Consider the following 17,894-nt stretch of genomic DNA (forward strand, 5'->3'; position numbering starts at 1 on the left):
TTCGGTTGGTATAGATAAAAATTAGGCAAAAATGGTTGTTTTTGTTTTTATCTGGCTTTATAGTAAATTAGCCCCAATTAGCCCCAATTAGCCCCAATTTGCACCAATACCAAGTCTTGAAAAATACCTTTGTAGGGGCGTGTTGAACACGCCCTTTTGTGATGTATTTTGAAGTTAAGCGATTATAAAAATAGCTTGCGATAAAGTAAACAAAAAGGCGTATCATAACAATACGCCTTTATCGTCATTTTAAATACTTAAATATTCTCGGTACTTCGCCATAATACACGCCCAGACCCACGCCTGTCGGGCCGTGGTTGGCAAGGGAGACGGTGGAAACAGGAATCACAGGTACGTTACGCAGTCCATAGTCATGGGCGAGAATGTTTTTAAACTCATTAGTGTGTAGCCCGATGGACGTATCAATGATATACACAAAGGCGTCCCGCCCTCCCATCTGATGCGTGATGATGTCCGCCATGTGATACATGACACGCTCGAACTTACGCACTTTGTCTTTGACGACGATATAGCCATCATCATTCATCCATAGTACAGGCTTGATGCTAAATAAGTTGGCAATCATACTGGCAGGGGCGGAGAGTTTTTTGTTACGCACCAAAGCGGTTAGGTCGGATAGGCTTAGCATAAACACGCTATGGGCACGAAGCTCATCAAGACGCTTGATGATTTCAAGCAAAGATTTGCCCTCTTGCATCATCAAGTCCGCCTCAAATGCCAACGCACCTTCATCAATATTGATGGTCTTGGTGTCGTAGATGTAGATGTTCATCTTGCCGACAAATTTACTTTTGACCTTCTCAAAAGTCTCATGGCACTTACTGATGGATGAAGAAACGCTACAAACCAGCACTTCTTCATAGCCGTATGCATACAGCTCATCGAATATGTTCTCAACTTCGGCTGCTGTTGGCTCTGATGAGCGGGCGATGGTACGTGGGTTGTTGTAGAGCATTTTGCTTAGTGTGGCGGTATCGATATCCCTGCCATCAAGATGGTCCTTACCATCAACGATGATATGCAATGGTACGATACGAATGTTATGCGGTGTGTGAACATGGCTAATGCAAGAGGTAGAGGTGCTAAGCACAATGCGTTTCATAAGAATTAATCCTTTATTTGTTGACTTTTGATTTTACTAAAAATTATTAATCCTGTAAATAGTGGTATTTGGTATTTTCAATTAAGAGTGATGATGGGTATTTTAAAGATGATAAAAAAGCGAACCGAGGTCCGCTTGTGATTATTTAAGGTATTTGACGATTCTAGGGACTTTGCCGTAATATACGCCTAAGCCCACGCCTGTCGGTCCATGGTTGGCAAGAGAGACGGTAGAGACGGGAATCACAGGCACGTCACGCAGTCCATATTCATTTGCTAGCAATTCTTTAAAGTCATCGGTAAAGAAACCCATAGAGGTATCAACCATGTAGATAAACGCATCTTTATTGCCAATATGGGCGATGGCTGTCTCTGCCATGTGGTTGATGCTACGCTCGATTTTACGGATTTTATCGCGAGGGATGACACGCCCAACATCGTCAACCCACATGATGGGTTTGATACCAAGCAAGTTGGCGATAAAGCCAGCAGGGGCAGAAAGCTTTTTGTTGCGAACGATAAAGTTTAGGTCAGATAAGGTAAACATGAACAGACTGTTTTTGCGTAGCTCATCAAGACGGTTGATGATTTCTAGCATGGATTTGCCTTCTTGCATCATCAAATCCGCCTCAAATGCCAATGCCCCCCTCGTCAATATTTAGGGTTTTGGTGTCGTACACATAGATGTTCATTTTGCCAACAAATTTAGTTTTTAGTGTATTAAAAATTTCATGGCTTTTACTAATGGCGGATGAGATGGTGCAAACCAATACCTCTTCATAGCCTTCAGCGTACAATTCGTCAAATAAGACGTTAATCTCTTCGGCGGTAGGCGGACTGGTTTTGACGGGCAGATTAGGGTTGTCGTAGAGCATTTGACTTAGGCGTGCGGTGTCAATGTCTTTGATGTCAAGATAATCCACGCCATCGACAATGACATGAAAAGGCACTAAACGCACGGTATGAGGTGTGTTGATGTAGTTTAAGCTGGAAGAAGATGTGCTAAGAACAATGCGTTTCATGAGAACCTACCGAATAAAAATCACACAGGGTGTGATGGCAAAATAAGATGAGCAAAGATTTTATATTAAATAGGTGGGTAAATTTATGATATTTAAATGATTGGAGTAAAATTCGAACAAAGGACTAAAAAAAGCAACGATGCTATTTAATATAAACAATTTGGGTCATTTTAAATAAAATCCATCCAAAAGTAAATGTTTTTATCAAGTGTTTTTTGGTAATAATTGTTTTGGTAAAGATTAATTTATTTAATCTCTCAATGGGGGTATGCCTTGCTATTTTCTAATGAATGGGTAGGGTAAATACCCCTGCATAAACCTGCCCGACTTTGGCGGATTTGTATAGATTGGTAGAAAAAGGGATGAGGATGTTATCTAGGGCGGTATCACTCTCAATGTAGCACAGCGTGTTAGCGTGGTAAAGTCCATGCTCTATAATGCCACTGATGATGTCATGCCAAATATCAAGGGCATAAGGCGGGTCGATAAAGATGATGTCAAAGGGCGTGCCGAGCGTGGGTAGGGCGGTTTGGGCGGTGCCATTGATGATGGATAACTGGCTGTGGGTGAGTTTTAGGATGTCGGCATTGTGTTTGATAGTGCGTGCTTGGGTCGGGTTTGGTTCTATCATGACGACATGGGATGCCCCCCGTGATAATGCTTCAAAGCCTAGTACGCCTGAGCCTGCACAGACGTCTAGCACTCTGGCGTCATGAATGTCTGCCATGAGCCAGTTAAAGAGTGTCTCACGCAAACGGTCAGGGGTGGGTCTTAATCCGTCAGCGTCCACAAAGCTGATACTACGGCGTTTAAACTGTCCGCCAATGATACGAACTTGATTAGTGGATTTAACGGTGGTTTTGGAGCTTGTTTTGGGTGGTTTTGCCATGGGTCTCTCTTGGCGGTGTTTATTGGGTGGTTTGGTTGGGTTTATCAAGTCATTTAAGCCCTATCTGTTTTATTTACCTCTTTGGCTTTACGTTCTGCTTCTTTGCGTCGAGCTTCTTCTTGTTTGCGCAAGGCTTCTTGGCGTTTGGCTTCTTCTGCCTTTTTACGTTCTTCTTCGGCTTTTGCTCTGGCTTTTTCGGCTTCCGCCTTGGCGATTTTGGCTTTGATGGCTTCACGCTTGGTGGCACGGATTTTTACCAGTTCTTCATCACTGGGTGGTGTGATGGGATTGGTCTCACGTTGGAGAATCCAGTAATCAAACAAGGCTCGCCCGATGGGGGCTGCCACTTTACCACCGCCACCACCGTTCTCGACGATGACTGCGATGGCGATTTGGGGGTCATCCACGGGGGCAAAACCTGAGAACCACGCATGGTCCCAGTGACGGGAGTTGATGGCGGCCTTGTTATAGCTTTTGCCTTGGGCGATGGATTTGACCTGTGCTGTACCTGTTTTGCCCGCCATGCGATAACGGGTGGTGTAGATGCTCTTTGCTGTACCACGTTTGACAGTATCTTCCATGGCGGTATGCATTCTGTCCCAGTCGGCTTCGGTGCCATTAAAGGGGATGACTCCGTCAGGTTTGTCAATGATAGTCACGGGAGCCTGCCCTTCGGAGCGTTTGAGCAGGTGGGGTGTGAGGTGCTTGCCCTTGATGGCAGTCATGGCGGTGGCATTGGCGACTTGTAGGGGGCTTGCCAAAAATGCTCCTTGTCCGATAGAGACAGAGATGGTCTCGCCTGGCAGCCATTCTTTGCCGTAGGTGTCCATTTTCCATTTAGGTGATGGCATGATACCTCCTTTTTCGTTGGGTAGGTCAATGCCTGTTTTTTTACCAAAACCAAAGCTACTCATCCAATCATGAAGTTTGTCAATGCCCATGCGGTGAGCGTTTTTGTAATAATAGGTATCCACACTCATGATGATGGATTTGCTCATATTGACCGTGCCATGTCCACCTTTTTTCCAGTCACGAAAACGGTGACTGTCCCCTGGTAGGCTAAAATAACCAGGGTCAAAAATGGTGTCATTCCAACCCATGATGCCATAATGCAAAAAGCCCATGCTTTCAAAGGGTTTGATGGTGGAAGCAGGCGGGTAGAGTCCTTGTAAGGCACGGTTATATAAAGGCTGGTCAATGTCATCTCGAAGCATGCCATACTCTTTGCTGGATATGCCAGAGACAAAGGGGTTGGGGTCATAGCTGGGGTTCGAGACAAAGGCAAGGACGTCACCATTTTTGGGGTCAAGTGCCACAATCGCCCCACGTCGTCCTGCCAGTTGTTTTTGGGCGGCCATTTGTAGTCCATAATCTAGGCTTAGATACAAATCGTTGCCTGCCACAGGGGGTTTGGTGTCTAGCTGTCGTAGAATCTCGCCGTGAGCGTTGGCTTCAACGGATTGGTAGCCTGGTTTGCCAAGCAGGACTTCTTCGTACTGGGCTTCAATGCCGATTTTGCCAATCAGGTCGGTGCCAGCATACAGGGCTTTTGTGTGTTCGTCTTCGGCGATTTTTTTGGATTCTTTGTCGTTGATACGCCCGACATAACCGATGACATGGGCGAATAGCTCGTCATGGGGATAGACACGGGTGAGTTTGGTCTGAATGCTCACCCCCCGAAAAAAGGGCTTTCGCTCGCTAAACTGAGCAATCTGCTCTTCGGTCAAATCCATCTTGATGGTAATGGGGTCGTTTTTGGATTTGTCTATCCTTGCCAAAATGTCCGTAATCTCTTCATCAGTCAGACCAAAGATGGGGGTAAGTAGTTTTAGGGTGTAAGCAGGGTCTTCAATCTCATCAGGGCTGATGACCGCAGAAAAAACAGGTACGTTATCGGCAAGCAAGACGCCGTTACGGTCATAAATATAACCCCGTGATGGCGGGTCGGAGATGAGTTTGATGCGGTTGTTCTCAGCGTTGGTTTGGTATTTATCGTACTGATGAACCTGTAAAAATCCATAACGAGCAAACAGCCCAATCATGCCAATAAGCACAAATAACGACGCCACGATCACTCGGCGTACAAAGACACGAGTGCTGATGTCAGAATCGTTAGGACGTGATGAGGTCATGACTGTTATAAAAGAATAGCAAAAAACCCCTAATTATAACATATTTTCAAAGACTTGTTCAAATTTATGCGATTTATTCAAAAGCAGATTTGGGCAAAAGATTTGCGTGATGGTTTTGGCAAAATAGACAAAACTGTGGTAGAATTAGCCGTTTTATTTTTATCCTTTTGTTTTTTTGTTAAATTTTGATTTTGTCAATTAGCCAATCGCCTAGCCCATTGCCAAACCCCCAACAAGTGATGATTTATGTTTAATTCCATCTGGCAAGCCCTAGCTGAACACCCCGAATTTATCGCCATGCTCACCATTCCGCCCGTTACGGCTTTTGTAACGTGGGCTCATGTGTGGATGGCGTTAGAGATGTTATTTCACCCCATTAAGTTTTGGGGTATTCGTGTGCGTGGTATGCCGTGGGGCTTGCAGGGCTTAGGCTGGCAAGGCATTGTCCCTGCCAAAGCAGGCAAAATCTCAGGGGTTATCGTTGACCAAACGTTATCCAAACTTGGTAACATCGATGAGTTTTTGCAGGCGATGGAGCCTGAGGAGATGGCACAGTTCATCACCGAGACGGTGGATAAGAATTTAGAGAGTCTCATTGATGAGATTATGCTCGAACGCTACTACGCTCTGTGGACGCATACCCCGTACGCCATCAGACGGCGGATTTATGCTCATGCTCACAGTGAGATGCCAGCGGCGATGAAGTCCTTAGTCATTGACCTGACCGCCAATGTCGAGGAGCTGGTGGACATGCGGGCGATGATTGTCAAACGCATGGAGAGCGACCGCAAACTCATGGTAGACATGTTTTTGCGAGTGGGTAAAAAAGAGATTAACTTCATCTGGAAAATCAGTGCCGTGATTGGCTTTGGTTTTGGGATTATTCAGATGGGGATTTTTTATTTTGTGCCACAGCATTGGACGGTGCCGTTTTTTGCGGCGATTTGGGGGGCATTAACCAACTGGATTGCCATTTGGATGGTGTTTAACCCTGTCGAGCCCAAAAAAGTCCCCTTTATCCGCCTGTTCCGCTATGACAATGGTCGGGTCAAGCCCATGTTGCCCCATTTTCATGTTTATGACTGGCAGGGCGGTTTTATGAAACGCCAAGATGAAGTGTCCAGCGTGTTTGCTGAGATTGTCGTAAATGAGCTGGTTACTTTAGAGAACATCATGAGCGAGATGATGTATGGCACTCGCTCGGCAAAAACCCGTGAACTCATGAAATCGCACTTATATGAGCTGTTAGAGTCGCCTGTGGTCAAATCCATTTTAAAAGTGGGTATGGACAACAAAGAGCTAACTGCCTTTAAAGACACCATTATTGACAAATCCATTGATGCGACAATGATACCCATTAGAGACCCCAAACTTAACACATCTCGGGCAAGCAAAATCTTTGGGCTGTTTGAATCTCGTATTCGAGAACTCTCGCCTCATGAATTTCAAAACCTGCTAAGACCTGCCTTTAAAGAAGATGAGATGACACTTGTGATTTTGGGGGCGATAACGGGGCTGTTGGCAGGGTGGTTACATTTGATTGCGGTGTTTTTTTGAGTGGCTTGAATATTTATTTAAATTTAAAATTAAAATAAATTATTGCCACACTTGATGGTTATGGCATTAAATGGTGCATGGCATGCACTCTGCCAGTTATCTATTTATAAAATTCAAATGGCTAAATTTATTTTTTAAAAAATTATCTTATAAATTTTAAACATCATTAATATGATGATTTATTTTAAAATTCATTTTTAAACAAATTTTTATCAATTTTATTTTTAAAAATTAATAAAAACAAAACCCAAATAGCCGTCGCTAACTTGATGAGAATGTCTTTATGCTAATCACCGAACTGGGGTATTTTGCCTTACTGCTTGCGTTGGTGCTTGCGATACTACAAACCGTCCTGCCTGCACTGGGCGTGATAAAACATCAGACCGCTTGGCAACGCCTTGCCCCAAGCCTTGCCGTGGCAGGGTTTTTGGCGATGCTGGTGTCCTTTGTGGCACTCATGGCAGGGTTTTTGTACAACGATTTTAGTTTGGTGTATGTGGCAGGTCATTCTAACAGCCTACTCCCGTGGTACTATAAGCTATCAGCGACATGGGGCGGACATGAAGGCTCGCTACTGCTGTGGCTGACGATACTATCAACGTGGTGTATGCTCGTGGCGGTGTGTAGCCGTGGGCTACCGCTGGACATGCGAGCCAGAGTGCTGTCGGTGCTTGGTGGGGTGCAAGTGATGATGCTTGCCATGCTGACCTTTACCTCAAATCCCTTTGTGCGGACACTGCCAAATCTGCCTGTGGACGGGGCGGATTTGAACCCACTGCTCCAAGACCCCGGACTTATTTTTCATCCGCCCATGCTGTACATGGGTTATGTGGGGCTTGCCGTGCCATTTGCCTTCTGTATGGCAAGCCTGTGGGCGGGTCGGCTTGATGCGGTGTGGACACGGTGGTCTCGTCCGTGGACGGTGGCGGCGTGGGTGTTTTTGACCTTAGGGATTGCCATTGGGTCGTGGTGGGCGTATTATGAGCTCGGTTGGGGTGGTTGGTGGTTTTGGGACCCTGTGGAGAATGCGTCCTTGATGCCGTGGCTTGCCAGTACTGCTCTCATGCACTCGCTTGCCGTTACCGAAAAACGTGGCGTATTCAAGGCGTGGACGATTATGCTTGCCATTTTTGGCTTTGCTCTGTCGCTCTTGGGGACGTTTTTGGTGCGTTCGGGCGTGATCACCTCTGTGCATTCGTTCGCCGCTGACCCGACTCGTGGCATGGCGATTTTAGCGATTTTAGGGGTGGTCATTGGCGGGGGCTTATTGATGTTTGCTCTGCGTGGTTGGCGTTTGACCATGGAGAGTTTTTATCAGTTAAAATCCCGTGAGACCATACTGGTTATTAATAACATCATTCTGCTAGTGGCGACACTGGTGGTGCTGTTAGGCACGCTGTATCCGATTATCGCTGATGCCTTTAAACTCGGTCAAGTCTCGGTGGGCTCGCCGTATTTTAATGCGTTGTTTGTGCCATTATCATGGGTGTTACTTGCCTTTATGGGGGTGGGGGCGACCATGCGGTATAAATACGACAGCCGTCCGATGTTAAAAGCACTTATGATGACGGTAGTGTGTAGCTTGCTACTGGGTGTGGTGGGTTGGCATATGATAAACCTACTGGGTGAGAATACGCCCTTTGACCATACCATTTATATCACGGCAAGTCTGTCGGCGTGGGTGCTACTGTTTATCGGGCTTGAGATTAAGGATAAGACTCGCCATGCCAAGGGGTTTACCAATGGACTGCGTAAACTTAGCCCAAGCTATTATGGCATGCAAATCGCCCATATCGGTGTGCTGGTCACCGCACTGGGCGTGGCAGGCGTGAGTGCGTTAAGCATGGAAAAAGACGTGGCGATGACGGTGGGTGATAGCACGCATGTGCAGGGTTATGATTTTTATCTACAAGATTTTGACCTAGTGCAAGGCTCCAACTACGATGCCACACGGGCGACCATACAAGTCAAAGCAGATGGCAGGCTCATTACCACGCTCTATCCTGAAAAGCGAAACTATGTCGTCTCGATGATGCCGATGACCGAAGTGGGACTGCGAGCGAGCCTGTTTAATGAGCTGTATGTCGCCCTAGGCGAGCCGATTGTCAAAGACGGTAAGGTGGATAATAACACATGGGCGGTACGTGTACACGTCAAGCCCATGGTGCGTTGGCTATGGCTTGGCTCTATCATCATGGCGTTGGGTGGGTTTATTGCCATGCTTGATAAACGCTATCGCATGAAAAAAGTCAAGGCGGATTTGGCAAAGAGCAAGCCAAGCCCAAAAACGGTTAATCAAGACAATGGCAAAAATAACAGCAAAGATAATGGTAAGGTTATCAAAGATGGTGAAAAAGTTGTCAAAGATGATGAAAGTATTAGCAAAGATAACAACAAAGACAGCCAAACCACAAAAGCTAATGACAATGCAGGGGAGATGACACCATGAACCGCACTCAAAAACGCATGATGATTTTTTTGATTCCCTTTATCATCTTTGCCTTGCTCATGGTGATGTTTTTTAACCGTTTGGGTAAGCCAACAGACATCGTGGTTACTACAAGCATGAATAAGCCCTTGCCAGCGTTTAGACTGCCCTTATTATCCGACCCCAATCGGATAATGACCAATGACAATTTGCCAAAAACGCCATTTTTAATGAACGTGTGGGGGTCATGGTGTCCGACTTGTAAGGTGGAACACCCCTTTTTAATGGAGCTACACGCCCAAGGCGTGCCAATGGTGGGCATGAATTACAAAGATGAGCTTGCCGATGCGTTGGGGTATTTGAACCAATACAAAGACCCGTTTTTGTACTCGGTGCAGGATTTGGACGGTAAATATGGGCTAAGTCTAGGACTGACAGGAGCACCCGAGACGTTCGTGGTGGACGGCAATGGCGTGGTCTATAAGCACATCACAGGCGAGATACACGAAGGCAACTGGACGGCAAGTATCAAGCCATGTATGGACGCCCTAGCCAATCCCCAAGCGAACCAAACCCAAAGAACACAGGCGTGCCAATGATGAAATTTTGTTTAAAACACACCTTATCCGTATTGGCGTTGGTCGGAACTTTGATGATAAGTACGGCAAGTTTTGGGGCGATTGAGATTTATGAATTTAAAAGTGCCGAAGACGAAGCCCGTTATAAGGCACTCATCGAAGAGCTTCGTTGCCCCAAATGCCAAAACCAAAACCTAGCAGGGTCGGACGCTCCGATTGCGGTGGATTTAAAAAACCAAACCTATCAGATGATACAGGATGGCAGGAGCGACACTGAGATTCGCCAGTTTATGTTTGACAGTTATGGTGATTTTATCAGTTATAAACCGCCTGTACGCCCGTCCACGTGGATTTTGTGGTTTTTTCCGCCCATTTTGTTGGTGGTGTTTATCTTAGGCTGGGTCTATAAAGCCAAAAAAGGGCGGACGGTGGCGGTCGATGAAGTTAATGCCTTATCCAAAACCGAAGAAGAGCGAGTTGCTCAGATTTTAGCCAAACATCAAAGCCCCAAATCAGAGCAAGTCCAACATTCTAATGCTCAAAATTCCCAAAATTCGCACACCCAAACCGATAAGGATACGCCATGACCCCCACGCTGTTCTTGTTTTTTAGTTTAGCCGTACTGCTGTGCGTGGTATTGGCGTTGGTGGTGATTTATCCGTGGCTTAAAGGACGAAAGGCGGTGGACAATCAGCTCATGGCGGTCAATGTGGCGGTGTTTGGCGAGCGGATTGCCGAGCTACAAGCGGACAAAGAAGCAGGGCGGATTGATGATGCGACTTTTCAGGCAGGCGAGATTGAACTCAAACGCCAACTGCTAGACGCCCAAACCCATGCCGAGACCTATGCTCCTGTGGGCATCAAAAGCCGTGCCATTGTCATGGTGTGGATACCTGTGCTGGCAGGGCTTGCTTATCTGACAACCGCTGACCGCACGTCTGTGTTTAAACTGTGGCAAGCCCAAGACAGCGTGGGACAAGTGGCGGACGATTTGCTAATGGGCAAGATAGACACGCCCCCCGAGTGGGCGACCGCCGATAGCACTGCACTCATTAGTGCCATGCAGACCAATGTTCATCATCACGCCCATGACCCCAACCGCTGGATGCGACTGTCCGAGCTGTTCATGGCACTAGAAGCCACGCCCCAAGCACTAGAAGCCTTAGCTCGTGCTTATCGTCTTGACCAGAGCAATGATGAGATTGCCATTACTTACGCTCAGACCAGCTTTTTTGCCAATAATGGCGTGCTAGATGCGACCGCTCGTGATGTCCTGCATGGCATACTCTCAAACACCCCAGACCATGAAGGGGCGATGATGATGATGGCGATGGGCGAGACACGTACCAATAACTTTACGATGGCAAAGGCATGGGTTGCCAGACTGCGTGAGAGTATCACCAGTAAGGGTGGTGCGGACAGGCAGTCGGCATTGGCAAGCCTAGATGAGCTGATGGCGACCATTCACGCCCAAGAAGCCAAAGCGATGGCAGGGGTCAATGTCCATGTGAGTGTGGCAAGCAGTCTGCTCCCCCAAATCGATGAGAATGCCGTGCTGTTCGTCTCTATCTCGGACGTGGCAGGCGGTGCTCCTTATGCGGTCAAACGCTTATCGGTGCGTGAGTTGGTGCAGGGAGTAACGGTGTCGCTTAGTGATTTGGATGCGATGATGCCCGAGCGTACCTTGACGGCAGGGCGTGAAGCAGGGGTTGGCCTTGCAGTCAATGCCCGTATCAGCCACAGTGGTGGGGCGGTCAGCGAATCAGGCGACTTGATGGCGAACCCTGTGATATTACCAAAAGGGCAAAATACGGTCAATTTGGAAATCTCACAAATCGTGCCGTAAGTTTAGTAAATACCACTTGAACAATAGGGCAATGTGGTTTATAGTGTTATTTTATCTCAGATTCATTGGAGCGTACTCATGCGTATTATTTTATTAGGTCCCCCAGGGGCAGGCAAAGGCACACAAGCTCAGTTCATTTCAAAGGAATTTAACATTCCCCAAATTTCCACAGGCGACATGCTTCGCTCTGCCATTAAAAACGGCACGAAACTTGGCAAGCTTGCCAAAAGCGTGATGGATAGAGGTCAGCTGGTCTCTGATGAGCTTATCATTAATCTGGTCAAAGACCGCCTAGCCGAGCCTGATTGTGCTAATGGCTGTATTTTTGACGGTTTTCCACGCACCATTGCCCAAGCCGAAGCACTGGCAAATGCAGGCGTGGACATTGATTATGTTATTGAGATTAGCGTGCCTGATGATGAGATTGTCAGCCGTATGTCAGGTCGCAGAGCCCATTTGCCATCAGGTCGTACTTATCACATCATTCACAATCCGCCAAAAGTGGACGGAAAAGATGACGTAACGGGCGAAGAGTTGGTACAGCGTGATGACGACAAAGAAGAAGTGGTCAGAGACCGCCTGTCAGTCTATCACACCCAAACTGCCACGCTTGTGGGGCATTATCAAGCGGTGGCTCAGTCGGGCGAGAATGCTCCGTCTTATCATCAGTTTGACGGCACCCAAGCCATTGATACGGTCAAAGAGCAGATTTTTGCGGTGTTAAAAGGTTAATTTTCATTAACTGGTAGGGCGTGCCTGCCATTGATAACATTTTATAAAATAAGATGAAAATTTAACGTTTTTATCGATTTTTGCATGAAAAATGGCTATCCGACCACTTAACTGTGTAAATTTTAAGATTTTTTACTTAATTTTTAAAATTAAGTGGTCGGATTGTGGCTCGAAGGCGAAAACTTGCTTGATGGAATAACTATCAGTCTCAAGTTTTTCTTTGAAAAACGGGCGATTTCCCTGCTTTTTTAACAGGCATTTTTCATTGCAAATACCAAAGGCAGGCACGCCCTAAAAGCACGTCCAATGGGGCGTATTTTTTATGCTTAGTTTATTTAACATAATCTTAAAATATTTACAAGGTGGTTTTTATATTATCATTTAAAGTCAAAACACACCCATTGGCGGTAGAGCGTAATACGCACCATTTAATCAGCTAAATAGAATGATGTTTTAAAGCCCCAAAAAATCCACCACAAATTCGCTATTAGGACGGGCAAATAGCTCATCAGGCTTGCCCAGTTGCTCCACCACACCATGATTCATAATGACAATGGTGTCCGACACGGCAACCGCTTCTTCTTGGTCGTGCGTTACCATGATGGACGTGATGCCAATGTCCTTTTGGATTTGGCGTAGAGACGTGCGTAGCTCGTTACGCACTTTGGCATCCAACGCCCCAAACGGCTCATCAAGAAGAAGTAGCTTGGGGTTTGTGGCAATCGCCCGAGCCAATGCCACACGCTGACGCTGACCGCCCGACAGCTCATGCGGATAGCGGTCTTTGGTGTGGGGAAGTTGAATCAAATCAAGAAGCTGTGCCACTCGCTTATCAATCTCGCCCCCTGTGGGACGTTGGTGTTTGGGCAGTAGCTCTAAGCCAAAAGCGATGTTTTGGGCGACTGTTTTGTGGCGAAATAGGGCGTAGTTTTGAAAAACAAAGCCTATCCCACGCTGTTGCACGGGCGTGTCGGTTACGTCCGTGCCGTCAAAATAAATCCGCCCTGTGTCGGACGTCTCTAACCCTGCAATAATCCGCAGTAAGGTGGTTTTACCACAGCCTGATGGTCCAAGTAGGGTGGCAAGTTCGCCAGAATTGACCGAAAAACTTACGTCATTTAAGGCGGTAAATTCGCCAAAGCGTTTATGAATGTTTTCAATATCAATGCTCATGGTGGTATCCGTGTTGATGATGAATTGATTTTACAAGTTAAAAATATTTGATAAATGGTAATTGGTTTACCTAAATTTTAATTAAACATCCAATTTAAACAAATTAAAAAACTTAACTTCGCCCAACCTTTTTACGACTCATCACATTTTGCACCCCAAGGGTAACAAGAGCAAGCAAGGCAAGCAGGCTTGACAGGGCAAAAGCGGTGGTAAAGGCATATTCGTTATAGGCAATCTCAATGAGTAGTGGCATGGTGTTGGTCTCGCCCCGAATATGCCCCGACACCACCGACACCGCCCCAAACTCGCCCATTGCCCGAGCGTTGGTTAGGATAATGCCGTAGAGCAACGCCCATTTGATATTAGGTAGGGTAACGTGCCAAAACATCTGCCAGCTGTTCGCCCCAAGCGTGAGACTTGCTTCCTCCTCGCTCTCGCCAATGGACTGCATGAGCGGAATGATTTCACGAGCGATAAAGGGAAAGGTTACAAACAGTGTGGCAAGCACAATGCCTGTGGTGGCAAAGATAATTTTTATGCCTAGGCTTTCAAAAAACGAGCCGATGAGCGTATTTGCCCCAAATAGCAAGACAAACATCAAACCTGCCACGACAGGCGACACCGCAAAGGGCAAGTCTAGCAAGGTGGTGATGATAAATTTACCCCGAAATTTGTGCCGAGTAATCAGGTATGCTAACGCTACGCCAATCACGGTATTGATAGGCAGGACAATGGCGGTGGTGATTAAGGTGAGCTTAATGGCGTGCAATGCGTCAGGGTCGGTAAGGGTGGACAGATAGGCACTCACACCGTCTTTTAGGGCTTCATAAAACACGGCAATAAGTGGCACAACGAGCATGACCGCCATAAACGACACCGCCAAAGTGATGAGCGTGTATTTGACCCATGCAGGGTCTTTGGTGGCGGGGTGGTTTTGGTAGTCGTAGGTGGATTGGGTTGCCATGTTTTTTCCGTGTTGGGTTTGGGTTTAAATGGGTTTTAAAAATTGGGTAAATGCAAAATAATAATTTACTTTTTGCAATTTGCAATTTTCAATTATGACTAAATAAATACATATTTTAAATTGGACGTGTAGGGGCAATTTATTCGCCCAAGATAATAAATTTCTCCAAAATTTAATTAACCATTTTTAAAAAAATAATTAAATTACCATGTGTTTTATATTAAATTTATCTTTAACAATAAATTCATTTTAATTCGTTTTTGCCCCAAGCCGTGCCGAGAGTTTCCATTGAAAAAAGTTAATGGCGAACAAAACAACCAGCGACACAAGGAGCATAAACAACGCCACGCAGGACGCACCCGCCACGTCAAATTGCTCCAATTTTGAGACGATGATAAGCGGTAGGATTTCTGACTGCATGGGAATGTTGCCTGCGATAAAAATCACCGACCCATACTCGCCTGTGGCACGGGCAAACATCATACCCGAACCGATGAGCATGGCAGGAGCAATCTCGGGCAGAATGACCTTGACAAAAGTCGTCAAACGGCTCGCCCCCATGACGGCAGACGCTTCTTCAAACTCTACCGACAGCTCGGCAAGTACAGGTTGCACCGCTCGCACGATAAAAGGAAACGACACCACCACCAAAGCCAGCCAAATACCAATGGGCGTAAAGGCAATGCGAATTGGCTCGCCTGTGGTAGCCATACCAAGTTTGGCAAACACTTGTCCGAACAACCCTGTAGGGGCGTAGAGCGTGGCAAGTGAAATGCCTGTAACCGCAGTCGGCAGGGCAAAGGGTAAATCCACAAGGGCATTGATGAACGACTTGCCCCAAAAGTCATACCGCACCAGCACCCAAGCGATGAGCGTGCCAAAGATTAGGTTGGTCAAGGTCGCCAAAATCGCCATGGATAGGGATAATTTAATGGCATAAAAAACCTGTGGCTCTTTTATGGTGCTGACAATCTCGCCAAACCCCATGCCAAGCGTGGTCAAAATCATCATAACAAACGGCAAAACAACCAGTAGCGACAACGCAAACACGCTCACGCCCAGACTTAGCCCAAAAAACGGCATGATGCGTCTTTGCTTGTTGCGGACGGGGGTGACTTGTGTGATCGGTGTGGTGTGGATTGTCATGGTATCTTGTGTGTAAAAATGGTAGGCTTATTTTAAAAGATTGGCAAAATTATGATACTGACAAAAAGGAATATGAATTTTCGGTTTTGGGATTTATGTAAAATTGGCATAAAAAAGCCCGTACATTGACGGGTTTGGTAAGTTAGCGGTATTGGCAGGCTCGTAGATGACCATTTTCACAGGCTTTGGCAAACCATTGTTTGGCGGTGCTTGGGTTTTGATTTACACCATCTCCGTTGTGATACATCACGCCAAGATTATATTGGGCTTTGGCATTGTCTTGATTGGCAGACTTGGTAAATCATTCAAGGGCTTTGGTATAATTTTGTTTAACGCCCTGTCCATGAACATACATCGCCCCAAGATTATATTGAGCTTTGGCATCTCCTTGACTGGCGAATTTGGCAAATAACTCAAAGGCTTTAATGTAATCTTGTCTTACCCCATACCCTTTTTCATACATCACCCCAAGATTATATTGAGCTTCGGCAAATCCTTGGTTGGCGGATTTGGTATACCATTCAACGGCTTTTTTATAATCTGCTTCCAAATCATAAGCATATCCCAAATAAAACTGCAATTCGGCATTATTAGGATTTTGTGTTAGCTCATTTTGACAAATAGTAATGGCGGATTTTGGGCTTGTATCATAAAGCTCTTGGCAACTTTGGTTTTGTGCTTGGCTTTGCACTTGGATTTGGTTTGCACAGCCTGTTAGTGTGGCAATTAGGACGAAAATAACAAATTTGGTTTTCATGGGTTTGCCTTAGGGTTGTCTTAAAAGTTTGGGATATGTTAGCCGAAATCGGTGTGATAGGCAATATTAAATCACTTAAAACACGCTTAATATTTTGCCATTTTAAACCAAAAAAGTCCGCATAAAACGGACTTAATATCATTAATATGCTTTTGGCTTATTGCGACACCTGCCCTGTCGCCCCGACCGCCAATGTGTCGTACACGCCACCTTCTTTAAAATAAGTCGTCATGATAGACTGCCAATCGCCAAATACATCATTGGGGAAAAAGGTCTGCATTTGGGGGAATTTATCGGCGTGCTTGGCAAGAATGTCGGGATTGCTTGGACGTAAGAAATACTTGACCGCAAGCTCCTGCCCTTCATCGCTGTATAGGTATTCTAGGTAGGCTTTTGCTACGCCTGTCGTGCCTTTTTTGGCACTAACTGCGCCCACCACCGCCACAGGGTTTTCGGCATTAATGGTATAGCTTGGGTAGATGATTTGGATATTGCCAAATTTTTCTTTGATGACGTTGGCTTCATTTTCAAAGGTAATTAGTACGTCTCCTATCTGACGTTGGGCAAATGTCGTGGTTGCCGCTCGTCCGCCATTTTCAAAGACTTTAACGTTACCAAGTAAGCCCTTGACAAACTCATGCGTTTTGGCTTCGTCCTTATTAAAGGTGTGTAGCCCGTAGCCGTACGCCCCCAAGAACGCATAGCGACCGTTGCCTGACGTTTTTGGGTTGGCGATGATAATCTCTTTGCCGTCTGTCGCCAAATCCGCCCAATCCTTTACGCCCTTAGGATTGCCGTCTCGCACGATAAAGACAATTGTACTGGTAAAGGGAATGGCGTTATTAGGCAGGTTTTGTCGCCATTTGCCGTCCACAAGCTGACCCTCGGCAAGTAGTTCCACGTCCGAGCCTTGATTCATTGTAACCACGTCCGCTTCTAGTCCATTTTTGACCGATAGGGCTTGCTTGCTTGACCCGCCATGCGACTGTTTGATATTGACCTTGATGTCAGGACTTACGCTTTGATAATGCTTGATAAAAATGGGATTATAATCCTTATAAAAATCCCGTGCCACGTCATAGGACACGTTTAACAGCTCCACTTGACCGCTTGTGTTGCCTGTTGTGGCTTTGTTGTCGGCAGTTTGGTTATCGCCCCCACAGGCGGTTAGGACAAGGGCAGATAAGGTAAGGCTTAGGGGTAAAAGGGCGGTTTTCATGAGATAGTCCAATTTTAGTCCAATTTAAAAAAAAGATGAGTTATTGTAAAATACAATGCTTAAAATGATTAACATAAAAATGGGAAATCGTTATTCAGTTTGGGAATTTATGGCGGGGAAATGGGATTGAAAATATGGTAGCAGTCTAAAAAATATGCCAAACTAGATTTTCTGTTCGCTCTGAGACTGCTTGCGAGCAGGAAAACCATTGTGGGCAGGCATAGCTCACCACGAATGACTTTCTTGATAGCGTGCTTTTGAACTGGAGCTAAAAATTTATATTGTTTTATTGTATGAATATGTTAGAATTAATAGACCCCCTGCAAAAC

The 17,894-nt window shown here is 45.9% G+C and carries 13 protein-coding genes and 3 pseudogenes; 6 read left to right on the forward strand and 10 right to left on the reverse strand.

The window, feature by feature from the left end; translation table 11 throughout:
* Positions 1-244: 244 nt before the first annotated feature.
* The 5 genes from B5J93_RS00600 to mrdA all read right to left on the reverse strand — a co-directional run bounded on the left by B5J93_RS00600 (position 245) and on the right by mrdA (position 5,165).
* Complete coding sequence (locus B5J93_RS00600) at positions 245-1,123, reverse strand: DegV family protein (RefSeq protein ID WP_079323936.1); 879 nt, start codon at positions 1,121-1,123, stop codon at positions 245-247.
* A gap of 141 nt (positions 1,124-1,264) precedes the next feature.
* Positions 1,265-1,741, reverse strand: coding sequence for a DegV family protein (locus B5J93_RS14145; protein ID WP_079323937.1), 477 nt, complete (start codon positions 1,739-1,741; stop codon positions 1,265-1,267).
* 10 nt (positions 1,742-1,751) lie between these two features.
* Positions 1,752-2,144: a DegV family protein gene (locus tag B5J93_RS14150; RefSeq protein ID WP_079323938.1), complete on the reverse strand. Its 393-nt coding sequence runs from the start codon at positions 2,142-2,144 to the stop codon at positions 1,752-1,754.
* 283 nt (positions 2,145-2,427) lie between these two features.
* Entirely contained in the window at positions 2,428-3,033 is a 606-nt protein-coding gene (gene rsmD, locus B5J93_RS00615; protein ID WP_079323939.1) for a 16S rRNA (guanine(966)-N(2))-methyltransferase RsmD, read from the reverse strand.
* A 53-nt stretch (positions 3,034-3,086) separates the two neighbouring features.
* Positions 3,087-5,165 (reverse strand): penicillin-binding protein 2, encoded by a 2,079-nt coding sequence (gene mrdA, locus B5J93_RS00620; protein WP_079323940.1) that lies wholly within the window; start codon positions 5,163-5,165, stop codon positions 3,087-3,089.
* A gap of 246 nt (positions 5,166-5,411) precedes the next feature.
* Here mrdA and B5J93_RS00625 point away from each other — a divergent pair, with 246 nt between their 5' ends.
* From B5J93_RS00625 to adk, 6 genes and pseudogenes are all read left to right on the forward strand, one after another.
* Complete coding sequence (locus B5J93_RS00625; protein ID WP_079323941.1) at positions 5,412-6,722, forward strand: DUF445 domain-containing protein; 1,311 nt, start codon at positions 5,412-5,414, stop codon at positions 6,720-6,722.
* 283 nt (positions 6,723-7,005) lie between these two features.
* A pseudogene (locus tag B5J93_RS00630) lies at positions 7,006-8,961 on the forward strand (heme lyase CcmF/NrfE family subunit); the annotation flags it as partial.
* Positions 8,962-9,167: 206 nt separating this feature from the next.
* Positions 9,168-9,749, forward strand: coding sequence for a DsbE family thiol:disulfide interchange protein (locus B5J93_RS00635; RefSeq protein ID WP_079323943.1), 582 nt, complete (start codon positions 9,168-9,170; stop codon positions 9,747-9,749).
* Complete coding sequence (locus B5J93_RS00640) at positions 9,746-10,315, forward strand: cytochrome c-type biogenesis protein (protein ID WP_079323944.1); 570 nt, start codon at positions 9,746-9,748, stop codon at positions 10,313-10,315. Before B5J93_RS00635 ends, B5J93_RS00640 begins: the two co-directional genes overlap by 4 nt.
* Entirely contained in the window at positions 10,312-11,574 is a 1,263-nt protein-coding gene (gene ccmI, locus B5J93_RS00645; RefSeq protein ID WP_079323945.1) for a c-type cytochrome biogenesis protein CcmI, read from the forward strand. Before B5J93_RS00640 ends, ccmI begins: the two co-directional genes overlap by 4 nt.
* 78 nt (positions 11,575-11,652) lie before the next feature.
* Entirely contained in the window at positions 11,653-12,306 is a 654-nt protein-coding gene (gene adk / locus B5J93_RS00650) for an adenylate kinase (RefSeq protein ID WP_079323946.1), read from the forward strand.
* A 459-nt stretch (positions 12,307-12,765) separates the two neighbouring features.
* On the opposite strand, the pseudogene B5J93_RS00655 reads toward adk, so the two are convergent.
* From B5J93_RS00655 to B5J93_RS00675, 5 genes and pseudogenes are all read right to left on the reverse strand, one after another.
* Positions 12,766-13,479, reverse strand: a pseudogene (locus B5J93_RS00655) (sulfate/molybdate ABC transporter ATP-binding protein); the annotation flags it as partial.
* 112 nt (positions 13,480-13,591) lie between these two features.
* On the reverse strand, positions 13,592-14,443 hold the full coding sequence (gene cysW / locus B5J93_RS00660; RefSeq protein WP_079323948.1) for a sulfate ABC transporter permease subunit CysW: 852 nt from the start codon (positions 14,441-14,443) through the stop codon (positions 13,592-13,594).
* A gap of 249 nt (positions 14,444-14,692) precedes the next feature.
* Positions 14,693-15,589, reverse strand: a complete 897-nt coding sequence (cysT, locus tag B5J93_RS00665) for a sulfate ABC transporter permease subunit CysT (protein ID WP_079323949.1) — start codon at positions 15,587-15,589, stop codon at positions 14,693-14,695.
* 142 nt (positions 15,590-15,731) lie between these two features.
* Positions 15,732-16,346, reverse strand: a pseudogene (locus tag B5J93_RS00670) (tetratricopeptide repeat protein).
* Between the two features lie 157 nt (positions 16,347-16,503).
* Complete coding sequence (locus B5J93_RS00675; RefSeq protein ID WP_079323950.1) at positions 16,504-17,565, reverse strand: sulfate ABC transporter substrate-binding protein; 1,062 nt, start codon at positions 17,563-17,565, stop codon at positions 16,504-16,506.
* Between the last annotated feature and the right edge of the window lie 329 nt (positions 17,566-17,894).

The sequence above is a fragment of the Moraxella equi genome (genome assembly GCF_002027555.1).
Classification (GTDB): Bacteria; Pseudomonadota; Gammaproteobacteria; order Pseudomonadales; family Moraxellaceae; genus Moraxella; species Moraxella equi.